The 19,838-nt window shown below is 65.5% G+C and carries 18 protein-coding genes; 6 read left to right on the forward strand and 12 right to left on the reverse strand.

What is annotated here, in order from left to right:
• Positions 1-35 precede the first annotated feature (35 nt).
• A complete protein-coding gene (locus CIT39_RS14005) occupies positions 36-1,769 on the forward strand; it encodes a winged helix-turn-helix domain-containing protein (protein ID WP_094974768.1) in 1,734 nt (577 codons plus the stop codon).
• 16 nt (positions 1,770-1,785) lie between these two features.
• Here CIT39_RS14005 and CIT39_RS14010 read toward each other — a convergent pair whose 3' ends face one another.
• The 6 genes from CIT39_RS14010 to CIT39_RS14035 form a co-directional block, all read right to left on the reverse strand.
• Positions 1,786-2,718 carry a lipid A biosynthesis lauroyl acyltransferase gene (locus CIT39_RS14010; protein WP_094974767.1) on the reverse strand — a complete coding sequence of 311 codons (933 nt, stop codon included), beginning with the start codon at positions 2,716-2,718 and terminating at the stop codon, positions 1,786-1,788.
• 8 nt (positions 2,719-2,726) lie between these two features.
• Positions 2,727-4,004, reverse strand: a complete 1,278-nt coding sequence (locus CIT39_RS14015) for a beta-ketoacyl-ACP synthase (protein WP_094974766.1) — start codon at positions 4,002-4,004, stop codon at positions 2,727-2,729.
• Positions 4,005-4,022: 18 nt separating this feature from the next.
• Positions 4,023-5,228 (reverse strand): beta-ketoacyl-ACP synthase, encoded by a 1,206-nt coding sequence (locus CIT39_RS14020; RefSeq protein WP_094974765.1) that lies wholly within the window; start codon positions 5,226-5,228, stop codon positions 4,023-4,025.
• Entirely contained in the window at positions 5,225-5,695 is a 471-nt protein-coding gene (locus tag CIT39_RS14025; protein ID WP_094974764.1) for a 3-hydroxyacyl-ACP dehydratase FabZ family protein, read from the reverse strand. The genes CIT39_RS14020 and CIT39_RS14025 overlap by 4 nt, the downstream gene beginning before the upstream one ends.
• Before the next feature lie 10 nt (positions 5,696-5,705).
• Positions 5,706-5,993: an acyl carrier protein gene (locus CIT39_RS14030; protein ID WP_094974763.1), complete on the reverse strand. Its 288-nt coding sequence runs from the start codon at positions 5,991-5,993 to the stop codon at positions 5,706-5,708.
• A gap of 222 nt (positions 5,994-6,215) precedes the next feature.
• Positions 6,216-6,557: a hypothetical protein gene (locus CIT39_RS14035; RefSeq protein WP_094974762.1), complete on the reverse strand. Its 342-nt coding sequence runs from the start codon at positions 6,555-6,557 to the stop codon at positions 6,216-6,218.
• A gap of 313 nt (positions 6,558-6,870) precedes the next feature.
• Here CIT39_RS14035 and CIT39_RS14040 point away from each other — a divergent pair, with 313 nt between their 5' ends.
• Positions 6,871-7,500 carry a ParB-like protein gene (locus tag CIT39_RS14040; protein WP_094975095.1) on the forward strand — a complete coding sequence of 210 codons (630 nt, stop codon included), beginning with the start codon at positions 6,871-6,873 and terminating at the stop codon, positions 7,498-7,500.
• Between the two features lie 29 nt (positions 7,501-7,529).
• On the opposite strand, the gene CIT39_RS14045 is transcribed toward CIT39_RS14040, so the two are convergent.
• On the reverse strand, positions 7,530-7,685 hold the full coding sequence (locus tag CIT39_RS14045) for a hypothetical protein (protein WP_162848639.1): 156 nt from the start codon (positions 7,683-7,685) through the stop codon (positions 7,530-7,532).
• 270 nt (positions 7,686-7,955) lie between these two features.
• Here CIT39_RS14045 and CIT39_RS14050 point away from each other — a divergent pair, with 270 nt between their 5' ends.
• The 3 genes from CIT39_RS14050 to CIT39_RS14060 all read left to right on the forward strand — a co-directional run bounded on the left by CIT39_RS14050 (position 7,956) and on the right by CIT39_RS14060 (position 11,072).
• The gene (locus tag CIT39_RS14050; protein ID WP_162848640.1) at positions 7,956-8,099 is read left to right on the forward strand and encodes a hypothetical protein; all 144 of its coding nucleotides are present in this window, start codon (positions 7,956-7,958) and stop codon (positions 8,097-8,099) included.
• 232 nt (positions 8,100-8,331) lie between these two features.
• The gene (locus tag CIT39_RS14055; protein WP_162848641.1) at positions 8,332-8,499 is read left to right on the forward strand and encodes a hypothetical protein; all 168 of its coding nucleotides are present in this window, start codon (positions 8,332-8,334) and stop codon (positions 8,497-8,499) included.
• A complete protein-coding gene (locus CIT39_RS14060; RefSeq protein WP_109853902.1) occupies positions 8,496-11,072 on the forward strand; it encodes a cation-translocating P-type ATPase in 2,577 nt (858 codons plus the stop codon). The genes CIT39_RS14055 and CIT39_RS14060 overlap by 4 nt, the downstream gene beginning before the upstream one ends.
• Here CIT39_RS14060 and CIT39_RS14065 read toward each other — a convergent pair.
• The 3 genes from CIT39_RS14065 to CIT39_RS14075 form a co-directional block, all read right to left on the reverse strand.
• On the reverse strand, positions 11,069-11,572 hold the full coding sequence (locus tag CIT39_RS14065; protein ID WP_094974724.1) for an MgtC/SapB family protein: 504 nt from the start codon (positions 11,570-11,572) through the stop codon (positions 11,069-11,071). The genes CIT39_RS14060 and CIT39_RS14065 overlap by 4 nt on opposite strands.
• Positions 11,573-11,582: 10 nt before the next feature.
• Positions 11,583-12,161 carry a peroxidase-related enzyme gene (locus CIT39_RS14070; protein ID WP_094974723.1) on the reverse strand — a complete coding sequence of 193 codons (579 nt, stop codon included), beginning with the start codon at positions 12,159-12,161 and terminating at the stop codon, positions 11,583-11,585.
• A 217-nt stretch (positions 12,162-12,378) separates the two neighbouring features.
• A complete protein-coding gene (locus CIT39_RS14075; RefSeq protein WP_094974722.1) occupies positions 12,379-14,118 on the reverse strand; it encodes an ATP-binding protein in 1,740 nt (579 codons plus the stop codon).
• 438 nt (positions 14,119-14,556) lie between these two features.
• Between CIT39_RS14075 and CIT39_RS14080 the strand changes: the two genes are divergently transcribed.
• Complete coding sequence (locus CIT39_RS14080) at positions 14,557-15,525, forward strand: catechol 2,3-dioxygenase (protein ID WP_094974721.1); 969 nt, start codon at positions 14,557-14,559, stop codon at positions 15,523-15,525.
• Between the two features lie 215 nt (positions 15,526-15,740).
• On the opposite strand, the gene CIT39_RS14085 is transcribed toward CIT39_RS14080, so the two are convergent.
• Positions 15,741-19,262, reverse strand: coding sequence for a molybdopterin cofactor-binding domain-containing protein (locus CIT39_RS14085; RefSeq protein ID WP_094974720.1), 3,522 nt, complete (start codon positions 19,260-19,262; stop codon positions 15,741-15,743).
• Entirely contained in the window at positions 19,262-19,744 is a 483-nt protein-coding gene (locus CIT39_RS14090; RefSeq protein WP_094974719.1) for a (2Fe-2S)-binding protein, read from the reverse strand. The genes CIT39_RS14085 and CIT39_RS14090 overlap by 1 nt, the downstream gene beginning before the upstream one ends.
• Positions 19,745-19,838 lie beyond the last annotated feature (94 nt).

The raw sequence follows: 19,838 nt of genomic DNA on the forward strand, positions 1-19,838 counted from the left end.
TATGAGCCGCCTTGAGAGACGCTTTGGGGGATAAGTTGCTTCGTTTCGCCGGCTTCGAGCTGGACCTGCAGCGCGCTGAGCTGCGCGGGGCCGATGGCATGCCGATCAAGCTCCGGCCCAAGACGTTCGAGATGCTTCGGCTGTTCGCCGCCAGCGGCGGCCGGGTGCTGAGCAAGCAGGAGCTGATGGAGGCGGTCTGGCCGAACGTCCATGTCGGCGAGGACAGCCTGTTTCAATGCATCCGCGAGCTTCGTACCGCGCTCGGTGACGAGCGGCGGCAGCTGATCAAGCTCGCCTCCGGCGGCGGCTATCTGCTGGCGACGGAGGTTGTGGCTGCGCCAGATGTCAAGGCACAGGCCGAGGGGCTCCGCTCGGATCCAACGGGGGAGGTTGAGCGCCGGCCGCCGGCCGAGGTCGTCGCCGCGCCCGTGAGACCACAGCGCGCCGTCTTTGGTTTGAGCCGGCAGGCCATGGTCGCCGCGGTTGCGGCTCTCTGTGTTATCGTCGTGGGGCTTGCGGTTGCCGCGCCGGTGCTGAAGCCGGACCTTCTGTTCAAGCGAACGCCGCCGCGGCTCGTCGTGATGCCCATCGTTGACGACAGCAACGACCCGCGCGGCGCGGTGATGGCCGCCGAGGTCACCGCTCGACTGACGGATGGTTTTGCCAAGATCCAGAACATCAGCGTGGTTGCGCCACGATTGGCGGCCACTGGCGGCGACAGCACCGCTGCGTCCGTCGCATCATCCGATTACGAACTGCGTGGCGAGTTGCAGCATAGCGATCAATCCTGGACGTTGCGGGCGCGCGTCATCAAGGCTGGTACCGGTGAGGTTCAGTCGGTCGTCGCGGCGTCGGTCAGCGCGGACGAGGCGGACGCGCAGCTTGCGCAGTCCCGGCTCGTCGCCGGCGCGGGTCATGTGCTCGCGCGCCGCCTCAACGAGATTCTGGAGCCGAGTGCGGCGCCGTCCCGGGCTCGCAAATCGTCGGCGGGCGGTGACAAGGTGGCCGTCGAGCAGGCGCTCGCCTCGATCAACCAGACCACGCGCGAGCGTTTTGGCGCAGCACAAACCATGCTGCAGAAGGCGCTCGCTGACGACCCCGACAATCTCGACATCGCGGTTGCGCTCGCCTCGCTCCAGATGCGCGGCATCCAGATGCGCTGGTTCAGCTCGGATGAAGCGTTTGCGGTCGAGGCCAAGGCAAGCGCGACGCTCGAGCAGGCATTGCGGTCGAAGCCCAATTCGATTCCGGTGCTCGAGGCCTATTGCCGCTTCCAGAGCGCCACCAATCATTTCGTGGAAAGTCTCGTCACGTGCGCCAAGGTATTGAGCTTCGACCCCTGGGACGGGTCTGCGCTTTATCTGGTCGGACTCGGGCAAATCTTTCTTGGTCGCTTCGACGACGCGCTTGCTACATTTCGGCAAGCCGACCGTTACGACACGCCGCCGACCTCGCGCTGGACCTGGCTGCTTGGCGCGGGCTGGGCGACCCTCCTAAAGGGGCAGGGCGAAGAGGCGGTGCCGTGGCTGCAACGCTCGATCGCCATCACGGCGGCGACGGGGCGCTCGCACATGCTGCTCGCGGTCGCCTACCAGCGATCGAGACGGTTCGACGAGGCGAGGGCGGCGATCAGGGAAGGCCTGAAGCTGCAGCCCGGCACGACCAGGTTCAATGTCGCGCCCCCGACGAAGAACGCAAGCCCGGTATATCTTGCGGCCGCGGATCGCGTCGTTCAGGGCATGGTGGACGCAGGATTGCCGGAGCGGTGAGGGGCGGATAGGCGCCCTACCGCCACCTGCGATGCAGCCACAGCCACTGCTCGGGATGCTCGCGCACCCATCCTTCCACCACGCTCGTGACCGCCTGCGTCGTGCCCTGGATGTCGATCCTGCCCTCGGCATCGCGCACCGGCGGGATCTCTTCCGTGAGCTCGCCGCGGAAGCGGCCGCCGGGCAGGCGGATGATGCGCACGCCGTGGATCGGGCATTCTACCTGCCGGAGCAGGCGCGCCAGCATCGGGTTGGCGCGGGTCTTGCGGCCGAAGAAGGTGACCTCGACGCCGCCCGTCAGGTACTGGTCGATCAGCATCGCGACGTGCTTGCCGTCTTTCAGCGCCTGGGCGAGCCGGAGCGGGGCGTCACGCCCCGCCGGGATCAGCGTGCCCATGTTGACCTGTCGCATCTCCTGGATGATGCGGTCGGCCGAGGCGATGTTCGGGCGGCGATAGAGGATCGCGGTCTCCAGTCCATGCGCGACGGCGGCGAGCGCCGGCAATTCCCAATTAGCGAGATGCGCGGCGAAGATCAGCGCCGGCTTGCCGTCATCGCGGATCCGGTCGAACAGCTCGATGCTGCGCGCCGGGAGTTCGATCCGGCTGTTTTCGGGATGGTCGCGATCGTAGTCCCAGACGTGATCCATATGGGCGAATTCGGCGCCGACGCGGCCGAGATTGTCCCACACGCCCATCAGGATCCGTTCGATCTCCTCCGGCGACTTCTCGGGAAAGGCCGCGGTGAGGTTGGCGCGGCCGATGCGGTGCTCGCGCAGGCGCGGCCCGATCAGCCTCACGGCGCGCGCGAAAAAGTCGGAGGTCTTGACCGGATCGAAATAGCGCGTGGTGCGCAGCATGCCGACGGTGGCGGCGCCAATCAGGCTTCCGCCGATCGATTTGGCTGCATTCCGCGCGCGAATCTTCGTGCTGACGGGAATCAGCGCCATGCGTCCGGTCAGGCCGGTTCGCGGGTCAGTATCAGCGAGGCGTTCTGACCGCCGAAGCCGAACGAGTTCGACATCACCGCGGTGACGCGGGCGTCGCGCGCCTTGTTGCCGACGACGTTGAACAGGATCGTCGGATCCGGCGTCTCGTAATTGATCGTCGGCGGGATGCGCTGATGCTCGAGCGTGAGCAGCGAGAAGATCGCTTCCACGGCGCCGGCGGCCGAGATGGTGTGGCCGACCATCGACTTGTTGGACGTCACCGGAATCTTCTGCGCAAGCTCGCCGAACACGGCCGATGTCGTGTTGAACTCCATCTTGTCGTTCTCGGGCGTCGCGGTGCCGTGCGCGTTGATGTGGTCGATCTGGTCCGGCGTCATGCCGGCATCGGCCAGCGTCTTGTTCATGCAGCCGATGATCGGCTTGCCGTCGGGAGACGAGCGGGTGCGATGGAAGGAATCGGTGAGCTCGCCGCAGCCGGCGATCACGCCGAGGATTTTTGCGCCGCGCGCGGTGGCTGCCTCGTAGCTTTCCAGCACGAGCGCGCCGGCGCCTTCGGCCATGACGAAGCCGTCGCGGTTCTTGGAGAAGGGGCGGGAGGCCGCCTGCGGCGGATCGTTCTGGGTCGACAGCGCCGAGAGCAGCGAGAAGCGCACGAGGGCTTCCGGATTCACGGTGCCGTCGGTCGCCACGCACAGCGCAGCGTCAGTCTCGCCGCGGCGAATCGCTTCGACACCGAGCTGGATGGAGGTGGCTCCGGACGCGCATGCCGTCGATAGCGAGATCGGCGAGCCCTTGGTGCCGAAGGTCTCGGCGAGATACGCGGCCACCGAGCCGAACATGAAGCGGTGGTGATAGGCGCTGTACTTGCCGCCGCCGGAGATGCGCAGCAAATCGTCATAGGTAAAGTCGGGCGCGCCGACGGCGCGGCCGAGTTCGCGGCGCTGCGGCCATTCGACTTCGACCGGCGCAACCGCGAGGAAGAGGGGGCCCGGGAAATCGGCCTTGGCGCCGATGCCGGCCTGCTCGAGCGCTTCCTCCGTCACGATCTCAGCCATCCGCTCGGACAGGCCGGTGGAGGAGAACGGATCGACGCTGACGAAATCCACCGTGCCGGCCATCGTGGTCTTGAGGCCGTCGACCGGAAAACGCGTGATGGTACGGATGCCGGATTCGCCGGCGACGAGCTTGGCCCAATTGTCGGCCTTGCCGGCACCGAGCGAGGTCATGATGCCCATGCCGGTGACGACGACGACGGGACGCCCGAGTTTGTCGCGTGGTGCAGTCATGTCGATCCCCCGGGTGAGCTAGCCAACTGCCTCGACCAGCGCCATGCCTTCGCCGCGCCAGTGTCCGGCTCCGACCACCACAATCTGGGTGGGCGCTCCCTGCATTTCAATCTCGGTGCCGGTCGAATCGTTTGGCGGGAATAGCGCACCGCGCGAGATCGACAGCGCGGCGAGCGCGATGCCGAGCGGGAATTGCGTCTCCATGGTGTGGCCGAACATCGTGCCGGTCGAACGCACCGGGAAGTCGGCATGGCCCTTCAGGAAGCCATGCTCTTCGCTCGTCGCGGGCTCTGCGCCGGTCGCGCCCGAGATGATCGCGCCCTTGCCTTCGCGCCGGGGCAGTTTGGCCCACAGCTGCTCCAGCGTCGCGGCCATGTCGCCGGGCTGCTTGCGCCGGGCGAGGTCGGCGACGACGCTCGTCAGTCTTGCGAACGGCTTGGCGCCACGCGCTTGCGCATGCGCCTTCGACTCCAGCACCAGGAAGGCGCCGGCAGATCCCAGCGCGAAGCCGGCGTGGTCCTTGCGCGCCCAGACGGGAGCGAATTTGTCCTTGAGGTTGAAATCGCCGAATTCGTAGAGGACGAGCAGATCCTTGCGCTCGCCATTGTGCGAGCCGCCGACCAGCGCGATGTCGCTCTCGCCCGAGGCGATGCGCGCAAGCGCAATGCGGGCGGCATCGGCGCCGGCGACCTCTTCGCCCATGAAGGTGCGCGAGGTGCCGCCGAGCCCGTGCACGATGGCGATGTTGCCGGCGAGCAGGTTGGAGAGCTGCGCCAGGAACAGCGTCGGCCTGAGATCGCTCATCAGGCGCTCGTTAAGGAAGCCGGGCGCGTTCGCGCCCTTGGCCTCGGCCGTCAAGACGCCGGTGTCGACGTTGAGATCGCGCTCGCCGCCGCCGGCGGCCACCACCATGTCGATCTTGGACAGGATGTCCTTGTTGCCCTTGATCCCGGCGGAATCGAGCGCAAGGCCGGCGGCGTAGGTGCCGATGCGCTGCCAGGCTTCCATCTGGCGCTGGTCGCCCTTCTTCGGGATCTGGCTGTCGAAGCTGACCGGCATCAAGGGATGCACGATGTAGGGCGCAAAGCGCTTCTCGTCGACGTTGATGCGCTTCTCGGAAAGCGCGGCCCAGTTGGCGTCCAGGCCCTCGCCGAGCGAGGTCGCGAGTCCAATGCCGGTGATCCAGACTTCGGTCTGGCCGGGCTTCGAAGCAGTGTCAGTCATGGCGATACGGCCTGTTGCGGAAAGCCGACGCGCTCGGCGACTTTCGCCATGTAGCCGCGGATATCCGCATTGGGGAAGGGGATCAGCGTGAAGGTCAGCGCCGAATTGGCGCGCAGCTTGCCGCCGACCCTGATCTTGGCTTCGGTCATGGCATAGCCCGATCCTTCATGGACGAGGCTCGCCTCGATGCTCATGAGATCGCCGGGGAAGACCGAGCCGCGGACCTTGGCTTCCTTCACGGCGGCCAGGATCGGCATGCGTTCGAACTTCAATACGCCGAGCTGGAGCCAGCCCGAGGCCTGCGCCATCGATTCGATCAGCAGCACGCCGGGCATCAAGGGGTAACCCGGGAAGTGCCCCTCGAAGACGGTGCTCTCCTTGGGGACCTGGGCTTCGACGACGATCGTCTTCTCGTCGACCTTGAGGTCGACGATGCGATCGATCATGTGGAAGTATTCGAGTTGCATGACCGCGCCCTTAGGCGCCCGCGCCCTTGGCCGCAACCAGTTCGTCGATGCGGGCGCACAGATTCTTCAGCACGAAATACTGCTCGGTGGTCGCCTTGCCGTCGTTGACCTCCTGGGTCCACTTTTCCAGCGGCAGCTTGATGCCGAATTGCTTGTCGATCGCAAATGCGATGTCCAGGAAATCGAGGCTGTCGATGCCGAGATCGTCGATGGCATGACTATCCGGCGTGATCGTGTCGCGCGGGATGTCGCAGGTTTCAGCGATGATCGTGGCGACCTGATCGAATGTGGAAGACATCACTAAGCCTTTGATATATTGCGGGTATTTATCAGATTGTCCAGAGTGGCACGGTGGGTGGGCATCGCGCCCCTGATGACGCCCTCAACCCCCCTCTGGCCGGGTCGAAAGCCCGTATATCGGAGCGAAGCCCTGAGTTCAATGGAGCCGGGCAGGCGTCGAGACAGGGCTGGGGATGCCCCGCTGGTGTCCCTTACCGCCGGGGCCGGCGATCAGGCGGGCCTAGATATGCGGCGTCGTGATCTTGGCGCAGTCGCGACGGCCCATCAGCACGCAATCCTGGGTCCGGCGCAGGTCGGCAATGCTGACCGCGAGCCAAATTCCGATTGCAGTCAGCGCGATGGTAAAGGCCAGCGCCGCGATGTTGGCGAGCATGCGATGGCGGAAATCGTCCGGCTCGGCGCGGGGTTGCTCATAGCGCGACAGGTCGAGCGGTTCGGGCGCGACACGCAACGGTTGCACCGTACCGCTACCGCGGTGGGCCGCGGGGGAAGGCGAGGTGCGCGGCCTGAACTGGAGCACCCGGTGCTCGTCGTCAGAGCTTATGGGCCGCTGGGTCGTCATGGGGCGGGGATCACTCCAAAGCAGCGATTTCAGATAGCATACGTGATGAACACGTCGCAGGAAATCTTCTCAATACCCGCGTGCATTCGTGCGCTTGCACTATTTGCGCATGGACCGGTGTGGAGCGATTGCGGAACCGCCCCTTATGCCGATACCGGGGCACGAGGGTTGCGTTGCAACAACAACCAAGGTTGCACCGCCTACATCGGCTTGTGATCTCGGTGTCCTCGCGAACACGTTTTGCCGCCGCATGGCCCATGTCATAGTCGGGAACCTGAACCGTCAGGTGCATCCGTCCGAAGGGCCTTCGACCATGACCACGACCAACGCGCGCGAGCCGAGAGTGCATCCGGTCCCGATCCTGTCGCTCCGGCCGACGCAGATGACGGTCGGCATGCGCGAGGTCAAGGAGAAGCGCAAGCGCTGGCGCGAGCACGACAGGAAGAAGCAGGCCGATCTGCTCGGCAAGCACATGATCCCCGTCGTCTACGGCCCCGACGCGCGATACTACGTGATCGACCATCATCATCTCGGCCGCGCGCTGCACGACGAAGGCGTCAAGGAGGTGCTGGTGACCGTCGTCGGCGACCTCCGCATGGTCGAGCGCGAGGCGTTCTGGGGCGTGATGGACAACAAGCGTTGGGTCTATCCTTACGATGCCAAGGGCGAACGGCGACAGTTCCGCGACCTGCCGAAATCGGTCGCCGATCTCAAGGACGATCCGTTCCGCAGCCTTGCCGGCGAATTGCGCCGCCTGGGCGGCTTCGCCAAGGACACCACGCCGTTCTCCGAATTCCTGTGGGCCGACTTCCTGCGCCGAAAGGTCTCGCGCAAGGTCGTGGAGGCCGATTTCGACAAGGCGCTCGAGAAGGCGATATCCGCAGCCAAGAGCAAGGACGCGATCTACCTGCCCGGATGGTGCGGTCCCGAGGACGACGATTAGGACGGCGGGAATCGCGAGCCGTGATGCCATCAGTCGGGCTGGAAGATCCTGGCGCCGGGATAGGCGCGGCGAGCGTAGGTGACCACCAGCGCGCGGTCCTGGGTGTCCAGGAAGGGCGTTCGGATCCGGTGCGACCCGACGATGAGGTGCCACAGGCCATTGAGCTTCTGGATCACGATCTTCATTTGGATAGTCCTCGATGACTCCACATTCCAGCGGATGCCGCGCGTCGTCGCATTGCCTGGGATTGCAGACGCGGCTGTAACATTCCGATCGCCGCTTGCATTCCGCCGCAAAACACGCCGATGATCGTTAGTTGGTGATGGCTTGTGCCCTGATAAGCCGAATCCCATCACAGTCGCTTGAGTGAAATCAATTTCCGCGCCCATGACACCGTCCTGAAACAGAGCCGTCCCATCTCTGTGGGGTAGTCGAGCTCACACAGGAGGCGAACAATGCGCCGTCTGGTTTTCGTAATTTTCTTGCTCGCGATCGCTTCGGCAGGAATTTCGGCATCGTTTGCCGCAGTTCATCACGCCAAGTCGTTGACGTTCGCGGAGCGCTTTGCTCCGGCGCTCGAGTTGATGGCGAAGCGCTAGCGGCGTAGCGCTCTGCCGCCATGAGCGATGCAGGGGCCGATCGATCCGGTGTGGACATCACGTCGCACCCGTCGACCGGCCAGATGCGGCGGTGGCCGGATCAGGCTTGACCTGCCGCAAATCTGCGTCGCTGCGGTCGGGTAAAGTTTGCCTGCATGATTGCCGAAGCAGCGTTGCGCCCCGATGGCGAGGGCGAGGTCGGTTCCAGGTCATGCTGGCCGGAGACACGACCATGAGCCTCATCTTTCGCATCGTCTTCATCGTCGCCGGCGCGCTCACCGCGTTGTTCGTCGCGCGTGACGCCCTGAACTTCACCATCATCCAGACCTTCGTCGCCGTCTTGCTCGTGACAGCCGTCGTGGGCGCTGGAAGTCTCTGGAGCATGCGGCCGAAGACGTGAGCAACGCAGAACGCGGCAGTCCGGCCGGGCTTAGCGAAACCGAGGCCCGGCTGCGGCTGCAACAGGAAGGTTACAACGAACTGCCGCGGCCCGAACGGCGCACGCCGCTGCGCATCGTTCTCGATGTGCTGCGCGAGCCGATGCTCGCGCTCCTTTTGTGCGGCGGGCTGGTCTACCTGCTGCTCGGCGACCTCCGCGAGGCCTTGCTGCTCGTGGCATTCGGCGCCATCTCCGTCGTGATCACGATCGTGCAGGAAACCCGCACCGAGCGCGTGCTGGAGGCGTTGCGGGAGCTGACCAGTCCGCGAGCGCTCGTGGTCAGGGACGGCGAGCGCCGGCGCATCGCGGGCCGGGACGTCGTCCGCGGCGATCTCCTCATGCTGGCCGAAGGCGATCGGATCCCGGCAGATGCAGTCCTCGTCAGCGCGCGTGATCTGGCGGTCGACGAGTCCCTGCTGACCGGAGAATCGGTCCCGGTTCGCAAGCAGGCCATCAAGACGCCCGTCGCCAAAGCGTCCTCGACTGAAAAAGCCGCCTTGGCTGAACATCGCCCGGGGGGCGATGACCTGCCGTTCGTGTATTCGGGCTCGCTGGTCGTGCGAGGCGAGGGCCTCGCCGAGGTCGAGGCCACCGGCCCTCGCAGCGAGATCGGAAAGATAGGGCTGTCGCTGCATGGCCTGCAACAGGAGCCGCCGCGGCTGCAGCAGCAGACCGCACGGCTCGTGCGGCTTTGCTTTCTCGGGGGTGCGGCGATCAGCCTCGCCGCCGTCCTGCTCTACGGAACGTTACGCGGGGATTGGCTGCAGGCGCTGCTCGGAGGCATCGCGATCGGCATGTCCATGCTACCTGAGGAGTTTGCCGTCGTCCTCACGGTGTTCATGGCCATGGGCGCCTGGCGAATTTCGAAGGCGCGGGTGCTGACACGGCGCGCGGCCGCGATCGAGGTGCTCGGCTCCGCAACCGTGCTGTGCACCGACAAGACCGGCACGCTGACGCAGAACCGGATGTCGGTCGCGGAACTGAGGCTGCCCGACGGGGCGAGCGCGCGCCTGGCGTCGTCGCAGGCGGGGCCCGTGGGAGCAGAATTTTTCGAGCTGGCGCGTTGCAGTGCTCTGGCGAGTTCGGCCGAACCGTTCGATCCGATGGAGAAGGCCCTGCACGCGTTCACGCGGGCGAGCCTGCCGGAGGATGATGAAATCCCGGGAGCTCGGACCTTGATCCGCAGCTACGGCCTGCGCCCCGAACTGCTGGCGATGACCCAGGTTTGGCAATCGTCCCAGGCAGTGTTCGCCTCGGCCAAAGGCGCTCCCGAAGCGATCGCGCGCCTCTGCAAGCTGGATGGCGCGGATCAGGACGCGATGCGGGATGCGGTCGCGGTGATGGCGAAGGATGGTCTTCGCGTGCTGGGCGTCGCCGCCGCGACCTGCGACGGCGACGCCCTGCCGAGCTCGCAGGAAGGCTTTTCGTTTCGCTTTCTCGGTCTCGTCGGGTTGGCCGATCCGCTTCGTCCGCACGTCCCTGAGGCGGTCGCGGAATGCCGTTCGGCCGGCATCCGCGTCGTCATGATCACGGGCGATTATCCGGCGACCGCCCTGGCGATCGCCGGGCAGGCCGGGCTCGACGTCAACGAGGTCGCGACCGGCGAGCAGATCAAGCTCGCGGACGAGGGCGGGCTGGAGGCGCTCGTCAGGAACGTGAACGTGTTCGCGCGGGTGCTGCCGGAGCAGAAGCTGCGGATCGTGCAGGCCATGAAGCGCAACGGCGAGATCGTCGCGATGACCGGCGACGGCGTCAACGATGCGCCGTCCCTGAAGGCAGCCCATATCGGGATCGCGATGGGCGGCCGCGGCACCGATGTCGCCCGCGAAGCCTCCTCGATCGTCCTGCTCGACGACGATTTCGGCTCCATCGTTGCATCCGTCCGCCTGGGACGCCGGATCTACGACAATCTGCGCAAGGCCATGGCCTTCATTTTCGCCGTCCACGTTCCGATCGCGGGGCTTGCCCTGCTGCCCCTGGTTTTCGGACTGCCTCTGGTTCTCGGCCCCGTTCACATCGCGTTTCTGGAGCTGATCATCGACCCCGTGTGCTCGCTCGTGTTTGAAGCCGAGCGGGAGGAGCGCGATGTCATGAGCCGCCCGCCGCGGCGTGCCGATGCTGAGCTGTTCTCGTGGGCCTTGGTCGGCTGGAGCGTCTTGCAGGGCGTTGTTGCATTTGTGTCGATCGCCGCGATCTTCGTCGTCGCGCTTCGTTGGGGTGTTCCGCCCGAAGAGGCGCGCACGCTGGCCTTCATCGCGCTCGTCGTCTGCATCGTCGCGCTGGTGCTGGTCAACCGATCCTTCAGCGCGTCCTTCCTGTCTGCCTTCTTCCGTCCGAATCCGGCATTGCTCTGGATATTCCTGTCGATCGCGTCCATTCTCGCCGCGGCCCTGTTCTGGCCGCCTGCGTCCAGTCTGTTCCGGTTCGGTCCCCTGCACCTGGACGATCTGATGGTCACCCTCGGTGCGGGATTGCTGGTGCTCACGGTGCTCGAACTGCTGAAGCCGATATGGGGACGGCGGTTGCGATTCTAGACGCCGTCCCGGGAGCCGGTCTTCGGCGCAGCCTCCGCATGGTGCGGATCTTCCTTGCCGCCGAAGGCGCGATGCAGCCAGCGTTCGACGCGGCGGCCGATCGTAAGCAGCACGAACGTGAAGGCCAGCGCCACCAGCACGATCTTCCATTCTCCGGCGCCGCAGGCAATGCCGAGACAGGCGGCGAGGAAGGTGCAGGCCGCGCTGGTGAGGCCGCGCACGCGAAAACGATCGCTCTCGTGGACGATGACGCCGGCTCCGAGGAAGCCGATGCCGGTCAGGATGCCCTGGATCACGCGGCTCGCCGCATCGGTGATCTTGCCGGGCTCGGCGAATTGCACCGCGAGCAGCACGACGGTTGCGGTGGAGAGCCCGACGATGCCGAGCGTCTTCAGTCCGATCGGCTTGCCGTGCAGGTCGCGGTTGAGGCCGATCGCGCCGCCGGCGAATGTCGCGGTGCCGAGGCGCAGCAGGATTTCGGGCCAGTCCATCCCGGTCATGTCTTGTCCGTCACGTCTTCGGCACGCGTCCCATCAGGTAGAATTCGTCGTTCGGGCGCATGCCCGTGAAATTCGCCAGCCGGTTCGACAGCGCGAAGAAGGCGGAGATCGCGGCGATGTCCCAGATGTCGTCGTCGCTGAACCCGTGCGGCGCGAGTGCGGCGAAATCGTCCTCGGAAATCCGCTGCGCGTCGGCCGAGACCTTCATCGCGAAATCGAGCATCGCCTGCTGCCGCGGCGTGATGTCGGCCTTGCGGTAGTTCACCGCGATCTGGTCGGCAATGAGCGGGTTCTTGGCGCGGATGCGCAGGATCGCGCCGTGGGCGATCACGCAATACTGGCACTGGTTGGCGGCCGAGGTCGCGACCACGATCATCTCGCGCTCGGCCTTGCTAAGGCCGCCGTCCTTTTCCATCAGCGCGTCGTGATAGCCGAAGAAGGCGCGGAACTCGTCGGGACGGTAGGCCAGCGTCAGGAACACGTTCGGCACAAACCCGCTCTTCTCCTGCACAGCGAGAAGGCGCGTGCGGATGTCATCGGGTAGCGTATCGAGGGCGGGGGCGGGGAAGCGTTGCGTGGGCTGTGTCATGGCATGGATTCCGGCTTGGGGCCGGAGACCATAGTCGATGCGGACGAGAGGCTCCAGAGGTGTCGCGAGGCTGGTGCCCCTGACGCAGCGCTGCGCTGCTTCAGCGGTGCGCTGCAGAGCCCGGGCCCATATTTCCGGGAGTGCAGTCTATGTGGCGTGGGTCCCGGCTCTGCGCAGCAGCGTTGCACGCTGCAGCGCGTCCGGGAAACGCGAGTGGCTACCGCAGCGGTTTCTTCAAAAGCGAGAAGCGGTCCGGATCGAGCCCCATTGAGGGCTGCAGCATCGGGGCCTCGACGTTGGAGAGCGTCTTGGCGGGCGGAGCCGAAAACACCGGATCGTTCGGCACGTCGCGCTGCGAGGTGGCGCCGCGCCAGCGTTCGAGCACGGCGCTGACGAAATGCATGTCGTGGCCGGAGGTGACCGATGGCACGCTGCTGATGGTGGCCTCGCCGCGCGGCAATTGGTGCGGTGGCACCTCCTTGAAGCGCAGCCGGGTCGGCAGCGCGACGCCTTCGCCGAAGGCCAGCACTTCACGCGTGCCCAGCGAGGGCACGAAGGAGAGCAGGTTCGCGGCGGCGTCCGACACTGCGGCGCGCAGCAGCGCCTGGTCGCGCTCGTTGGCAAGCCGCATCGTGAACAGCGTGTTGCACTGGGAGATGATGGTGGCATCGAGCTCGGCCGGACGCTGAGTGATGAGACCGAGATAGACGCCGTATTTGCGGCCTTCCTTGGCGATGCGTGACACCGCCTTGCGGGTTGGCCCGAATCCGACGTTGCGGTCCGCGGAGGCGTAGCGATGCGCTTCCTCGCAGACGAACAGCAGTGGCGAGACACCGTCGCTCCACAGTCCGAAATCGAAGGCCATGCGGCAGAGCACCGAGACGACGGAATCGATCACCTCGGCCGGGAAGCCGGCGAGTTGCATCACCGTCATCGGCTTGCCGTTGGCGGGGAGACGGAACAGCAGGCTGATGACTTCGGCCATGGTGTCGCCGCCGACATTGGCGTTGTCGAACATGAAGGTGTAGCGCGGATCGTTGCGCACGGCCTCGATGCGCGAGATCAGCTTGTGATAGATGATGCGCGAGGAGCGGTTCTCGAGCTTGCCCATCCGCTCGTCGATCAGCGACAACAGGTCCACGAGGCGGTACGGCACGGGGGTGTCGACGGTGTAGCCGATCTGCTTGGGATCGATGCGCTTGAGGCCGATGCGGTCGGCGTTCTGGTATTGGGTGTAGACGCCCTTGGCGAGCGGGATCACCTCGGCCAGGATGTCGAGCTCCTCGGGCACGCCGGCGCGGCCGCCGAACAGCACGTCGACGATTTCCTCGAAATTGAACAGCCAGAACGGCAGCTTCAGGTTTCGCGGGTTGAGCACCAGCGCGCGGTCGCCGAAGCAGCGGCCATATTCGTTGTGCACGTCGAGCAGGAAGATGCGCAGGTTGGGACGCGCCTTCAGGATCTCGTTGAGCAGCAGTGACACGCCGGTGGATTTACCGACGCCGGTCGACCCCAGCACCGCAAAATGCTTGGACAGCATTTCCTCGACATCGACATAGGCGACGACCGAGCGGTCCTGCTGGAGGAAGCCGACATTGATCTGGTCCGAGCCGGTCGGCGCGTAGATCGTGCGCAGCTCCTGGCTGGTAATCAGATCGACGGCATCGCCGATGGTCGGATAGTTGGTGACGCCGCGCTGGAATTTCGGCTTGTCGCTGGCGTTGAGGATCTCGCCGAGCAGGTCGACCGAGGCAACAGCGATATAATTGTCGCTGCTCGACAGGTTCTCGCAGGACACCTCGGTGATCATCGCGACGATGACCGAACTGGAGCTGCGAATACTGACGAAGCGGCCGACGGTCGCTCGAACTTCCGAGATAGGCATCTGGCTTTCCGCCAGCAGCCCGACCCGGGCGAGCGATCCGCGAACCGAAATCACACGTCCAAAGGATGTCACGATGAATGAACCTGGCGAGAGCGAGGAGTTTAACCCTGACTATGCGAGCCGGGGGCTGGACAAACGGTTAAGCAGCAGGTGCAGGCGTTTTCTTAAATCTGCGACAATTCGGTCGATAGGTTTGTTCCGAATGCATACTCGGCGCCGGAATCGGCTGAAAAATGCTGCTTTTCCAGGCCTTTGAGCATAAATTCACTTAAGGAAAATTTTACCATCCGGGCAGTCCGTCGGCCGTTCGGAGGACGGCTGGTCACGGCGGTGCGCACCGGGTTTCACCGAACTGCACACGTTGATTTGTTGACGGGACCTAATCATTTGTACATTAGTGCAAATGAACCCGCGGCCTTCAGTGCCGCCCGGACGCATGAGCCAATTACCAGCTCTGCATCCGATGCGAGATCCGGTCCGGCGGATCGCAGCCATGCCCTGGAGGAGACCATGCAGCCCGAACCGATCCTCGATCTCGCCCATCTCGGTCATATGGAATTGCTGACGCCGAAGCCCGACGAGAGCCTGAAATTCTTCGTCGACGTCATGGGCATGACCGTGAGCGGGCAGAAGGGTGACTCCGTTTACCTGCGCGGCTGGGACGATTACGAGCGCTATTCGCTCAAGCTGACGGCGTCCAAGACCTCGGGCATGGAGCACATGGCACTACGCGCGCGCAGCCAGCAGGCGCTGGAGCGCCGGGTCGCCGCGCTGAAGGGCTCCGGCTTCGACATCGGCTGGATCGACGGCGACATGGGACAAGGGCCGACCTTCCGCTGCCGCGATCCCGACGGCCACATCGTCGAGCTCTATTACGAGACCGAATGGTATCAGGCGCCGCCGGAGCTGAAACCCGCGCTGAAGAACCAGGCGCAGCGCTTTCCCGCACGCGGGGTCAATGTTCGCCGGCTCGATCACCTCAACTGCCTCGCCGTCGACATCAAAGCGAACCGCGAATTCTTCGAGAATTACCTCGGCTGCCGCCTCACCGAGCAGATCGTCCTCAACGACGGACGTGAAGCCGCGATGTGGCTGACGATGTCGAACAAGAGCTACGATTTCGCCTATTCGCTCGACCATTCCGGCACGCCCGGCCGCTTTCACCACGTCACCTACGCGCTCGACAGCCGCGAGGAGATTCTCCGCGCTGCCGACATCTTCCTGGAGAATGGCATCCACATCGAGACCGGCCCGCACAAACACGCGATTCAGCAGACCTTCTTTCTCTATGTCTACGAGCCCGGCGGCAACCGCGTCGAGGTCGCCAATGCCGGCGCCCGCCTGATCCTCGCGCCGGACTGGAAGCCGATCGTGTGGACCGAGGAGGAGCGCAAGAAGGGTCAGGCCTGGGGGCTGAAGACGATCGAGTCCTTCCACACCCACGGCACGCCGCCGGTGGAGATGAAGAAGCACGGGTGAGTTAAAGCAGGTGAGCTGGCGGGGGTCTGAGCAAGCGCCTCGTCCTTCGAGACGACCGCTTCGCGGTCTGCTCGGGATGAGGCTAGTCTAAGAGGCAGCTTTGCCTATCGAACTGGCGCCACGCACCCTGTCCTCATCCTGAGGGCCCGCCGCAGGCGGGCGTCTCGAAGGATGGCCACAGGTGAGCTTCCAGCCAAGCCTTTCTTTGTACTGCCTCAATGCGCTGACGCCCGTGCGCGCGCGATCGTCTCGCGGACGCCTGGCCATGCTGGCTTGTCGGGCGCAAATTGGCCGCGCAGGAAGGTGACAAGTTCCTCGATTTGCGCGTCGCTCATGCTGTTCCTGAACGCGGGCATGTAGCCGAGGTCGCTCGACACGGGTTCGGCGATGCCGTGCAGGATGACCTGCACGAGATTATCCGACGTCGCGCTGTGCAGATTGCTGTTGAGCGCGAGGGAAGGCCGGGAGCCGAACAGCGGCAGGCCGCCGACCTCGTGGCAGACGGCGCAGGCGCCTTGATAGAGCCGCGCGCCAGTGGAAGAGCCGGACGTGACCTGCGTTGCGCTCTCGAGCGTTGCGGCAAGCGCAGGCGCATCGGCGGCGGCGTCGTTGAACGAATTGAGATAGACCGCCATCGCGCGGATGTCCTGGTCCGGCAGGGCCTTGAGGTCCCGGACAACAGGTGCCATCGGGCCGGCGGCGACGCCGTGATAGCGCGAATGTCCGGTGCGCAAATAGGCGAACAGCTCGTCCTCGCTCCATGGGATCGGCGCATGCGAGAGCGAGGTCAGCGGCGGCGCCTCCCAGCCCTCGGCAAAGCCGCCGGCGAGGTAGGCGTTGCGCTGCTCGGCGCCGAGCGCATTGCGCGGCGAATGGCAGCCGCTGCAATGGCCGAGGCCTTCGACGAGATAAGCGCCGCGATTCCAGGCCTCGGACTTGGTGGGATCGGGCTTGAATTCCTTTGTCTGGTGGAAGAGCGCATTCCAACCCGCGAGCAGCGGGCGCAGGTTGAACGGGAAGGCGAGCGTGTTCGCCGGCGCCGTCGCGCGCACTGCAGGCTGCGCCATCAGGTGGGCGTAGAGCGCCTGCATGTCGGCATCACTGGTCTTCGAAAAATGCGTGTACGGGAAGGCGGGATAGAGTTGCCGTCCGTCGCGGTGCAGCCCGTCGCGCATCGCGCGCTCGAAGGCCGGGTAGGACCAGGCGCCGATTCCAGTCTCGACATCAGGCGTGATGTTGGTCGCGTAGATCGTGCCGAACGGTGTCTCCAATGCGCGGCCGCCGGCGTAGAGCGCGCCATTGATCGTGGTGTGGCACTCAGCGCAATTGCCGAGCGCTGCGAGTTGCTCTCCGCGCGCAATTGTCGCGGCGGAATAGACCGATATATCCGGTCGCGCGATCGGCGCGATCGCGCGTCCCGGCAGCAGCGCTGCGCCGATGCCGATCGCGGCGGTGCAAACCGCCGCAATCGTCGCGACAATGCCGGCGCGTTTGGCGAAGGGATTCTCCCAGCTGCGCGACGGCTGCGGCGGAACGGGCGCGGGCAGGGCCTGCGGCGCCGCCGTTGCAGCGCCGTGCAGTCCCCTCAGGATGCGTTCGGGCGTAAATGGCGGCTCGCGAAAGCGCACACCGGTGGCATCGAAAATCGCGTTCGCGATCGCCGCGGCGCTCGGCACCGAGGCGGATTCGCCGACGCCGAGCGGCGGCTGATCCGCCCGCGGCAGCATCAGCACGTCGATCTTGGGCACGTCGGGGAAGGGGATGATCGGATAGGCGCCCCATTCCCGCGCCGCCACTGCGCCGCGCTCGAACGAGACCTCCTCCATCAGCGCGCGGCTGGTGGACTGGATGACGTTGCCGTGGATCTGGTGGCGGACGCCGTCCGGATTGATCATCAATCCGGAATCCTGTCCGGCGACGACCCGCGTCACGCTGACATCGCCGGTCGTCTTGTTCACCGCGACGTCGGCGACCCAGGCCGACCACGCCGCGCCATAGCCGGGAAACTTGCTGTGGACGTAGAGCGCATAGGCGAAACCGCGCCCGTGCACGACTTCGCCGTCTTTCTCTTCGCGCACCGGCCGGGGCGTCCAGCCCGCGCGCTCGGCCACCGCGTTGACGAGATCGACGGCGCGCTGGTCCTTCAGATAGCGCAGGCGGTATTCGATCGGATCGACTTCGGCCTCGGTCGCGGCTTCGTCGATGTAGGATTCGTGCGCAAACGTGTTCGGCAGCGCGGAGACGCCACGAAACCAGGAGGCGCGCACGATCGGCGGCATGTCGTGGGCGACGACACGCATGTGGTCGTAATCGTAGGGCGGGATCGCGGTGCGGTCGCCCATCTGGAGCACGGCGGGCTCGGATGGAATGCGCCCGGTGAGCAGCAACGCCAGCGTCGGCGCGGCGTTCGAGGGATAACGGGTGGCGAGATCGTAAGCGGCGATGCCGCCGTTGGCATCGAGCCCGCCATTGACATCGATGAGCTGCGCGGTGCCCTTGGGCTCCCAGGCGTGCTCCTGCTCGCGCGTGAGTTGCACGCGCACGGGGCGCCCGACCGCGCGCGACAGCAGCAAGGCGTCGGCAGTGACATCGTCAGCGCAATTGCGGCCGTAGCAGCCGGCGGCCTCCAGCCGGATCACCTCGATCTCGCTTTCGGGTCGCTCGATCAGCAGCGCGAGGTCGCTGCGCAGTACGTGCGGATTTTGCGTGCCCGACCAAACCCGGATATTGCCGTCGCTGAAATCGGCAACCGCACAGGATGGGCCGATCGAGGCGTGCATCTGATACGGCCATACGTAAGTGCGCTGCATCGGCTTGGCCGCGCCCGATATCGCCGCATCGACGTCGCCCTTGTCGATCAGCGTGCGCGGCGTCGATGGATTGGTGCGCAGCGCGGTCTCTACGTCGGAGAGATCTGTCAACGCCGGCGTCGGCTTCCAGCTCACCTTGAGCTGCTCGGCCGCCCGGATCGCATTTTCCTCACGCTCGGCGACGACACCGACGAAGTCGCCGATGCGCACCACGGCGACAAGTCCGGGGATGTCGCGCACCGAGGATTCATCGACGGCAATGAGACTTGTGCCGACGAACGGGCCGGCATCGACGCCGGCATAGGGCGGGCGCACCATGCGGCCGTGCAGCATGCCGGGGACGCGGATATCGTGGACGAAGGTCAATTCGCCCGTGGCCTTGGCGGGCAGGTCGACGCGCGGCATCGACTGGCCGACGATGGCGTAGTCGCCGACCGCCTTGACGGTGACGTCATCGGCCAACTCGAGGCGGATCGTCTCACTGCCGATCAATTCGCCATAGCTGACGCTGCGATTGTCGCGGCCGCGCACGAGGCCATCCTCGATTCCGAGCTCCGCCGCAGGCAGCTCCAGTCGCTCGGCCGCGCGCGCGATCAAAAAATGCCGCGCTTGCGCCGCGGCCTTGCGCAGCGGCACGGCTGTGATCTGGATGGTCTCGCTCGCGATCGTCGCGCCCTGGTTCGGCACCACCGCAGTGTCGCCGAGCACCACGACGACGCGCGCAAAGGAGACGTCCAGCTCCTCGGCGACGATCTGACCGAGCGCGGTGCGGATGCCGGTGCCGAGATCGACATGGCCGTTATAGGCGTTGACCGAGCCGTCCGCGGTGATGCGGATGAAGGTCTCGGAGGTGAGCTCGTCCACGGTGCGGACGACCACGAGCGAGCCGAATTGGCGCTCAGCTCCATCAGGGGCAGGGGAGGCCATCAGTCAACGGCCTCGGTGAGCTGGCCTGAAGCGCGCATCACGGCGCGCAGGATTTCGACATGGGTGCCGCAGCGGCAGAGATTGTAGCGCAGCGCCGCGAGCGCCTCCTGCTCGGTCGGCCGCGGGTTGATTGTGAGCAGCGCCCTGGTGGTCATGATCATGCCGTTGAGGCAATAGCCGCATTGCGCGGCCTGTTCGTCGATGAAGGCCTGCTGCACCACGTCCGGCTTGTCGCGCGTGCCGAGCCCTTCGAGCGTCACGATGTCGCGGCCGGCGCAGCCACTGACGGGAATCACGCAGGAGCGGGCCGGGGCCCCGTCGATCAGGACAGTGCAGGCGCCGCATTCGCCGAGCCCGCAACCATATTTCGGGCCGTTGAGCGCGAGGTCGTTGCGCAGCACGTAGAGCAGCGGCGTCTGCGGCGCTGCGGCGACCTCGTGGATCGCCCCATTCACGGTGAGGCGGATCGGTGTCTGCGTCATCCTCGTTTCCAAGCGCTCGGCCAAGTCGGGGCGAAAATCTACGTCGCGACGATACCGTTTGTACACAAACGTGCAAGCCGTGCATGCCGCACTG

It is taken from the genome of Bradyrhizobium symbiodeficiens (genome assembly GCF_002266465.3).
In the GTDB taxonomy this organism is placed as follows: domain Bacteria; phylum Pseudomonadota; class Alphaproteobacteria; order Rhizobiales; family Xanthobacteraceae; genus Bradyrhizobium; species Bradyrhizobium symbiodeficiens.

Coding starts and splice junctions, on each gene's coding strand:
- CIT39_RS14045 (WP_162848639.1), bottom strand. CDS start 7,685: ATGAAGATCGTGATCCAGAAGCTCAATGGCCTGTGGCACCTCATCGTC.
- CIT39_RS14020 (WP_094974765.1), bottom strand. CDS start 5,228: ATGACTGACACTGCTTCGAAGCCCGGCCAGACCGAAGTCTGGATCACC.
- CIT39_RS14015 (WP_094974766.1), bottom strand. CDS start 4,004: ATGACTGCACCACGCGACAAACTCGGGCGTCCCGTCGTCGTCGTCACC.
- CIT39_RS14035 (WP_094974762.1), bottom strand. CDS start 6,557: ATGACGACCCAGCGGCCCATAAGCTCTGACGACGAGCACCGGGTGCTC.
- CIT39_RS14080 (WP_094974721.1), top strand. CDS start 14,557: ATGCAGCCCGAACCGATCCTCGATCTCGCCCATCTCGGTCATATGGAA.
- CIT39_RS14085 (WP_094974720.1), bottom strand. CDS start 19,262: ATGGCCTCCCCTGCCCCTGATGGAGCTGAGCGCCAATTCGGCTCGCTC.
- CIT39_RS14050 (WP_162848640.1), top strand. CDS start 7,956: ATGCGCCGTCTGGTTTTCGTAATTTTCTTGCTCGCGATCGCTTCGGCA.
- CIT39_RS14055 (WP_162848641.1), top strand. CDS start 8,332: ATGAGCCTCATCTTTCGCATCGTCTTCATCGTCGCCGGCGCGCTCACC.
- CIT39_RS14090 (WP_094974719.1), bottom strand. CDS start 19,744: ATGACGCAGACACCGATCCGCCTCACCGTGAATGGGGCGATCCACGAG.
- CIT39_RS14025 (WP_094974764.1), bottom strand. CDS start 5,695: ATGCAACTCGAATACTTCCACATGATCGATCGCATCGTCGACCTCAAG.
- CIT39_RS14010 (WP_094974767.1), bottom strand. CDS start 2,718: ATGGCGCTGATTCCCGTCAGCACGAAGATTCGCGCGCGGAATGCAGCC.
- CIT39_RS14030 (WP_094974763.1), bottom strand. CDS start 5,993: ATGTCTTCCACATTCGATCAGGTCGCCACGATCATCGCTGAAACCTGC.
- CIT39_RS14040 (WP_094975095.1), top strand. CDS start 6,871: ATGACCACGACCAACGCGCGCGAGCCGAGAGTGCATCCGGTCCCGATC.
- CIT39_RS14070 (WP_094974723.1), bottom strand. CDS start 12,161: ATGACACAGCCCACGCAACGCTTCCCCGCCCCCGCCCTCGATACGCTA.
- CIT39_RS14065 (WP_094974724.1), bottom strand. CDS start 11,572: ATGACCGGGATGGACTGGCCCGAAATCCTGCTGCGCCTCGGCACCGCG.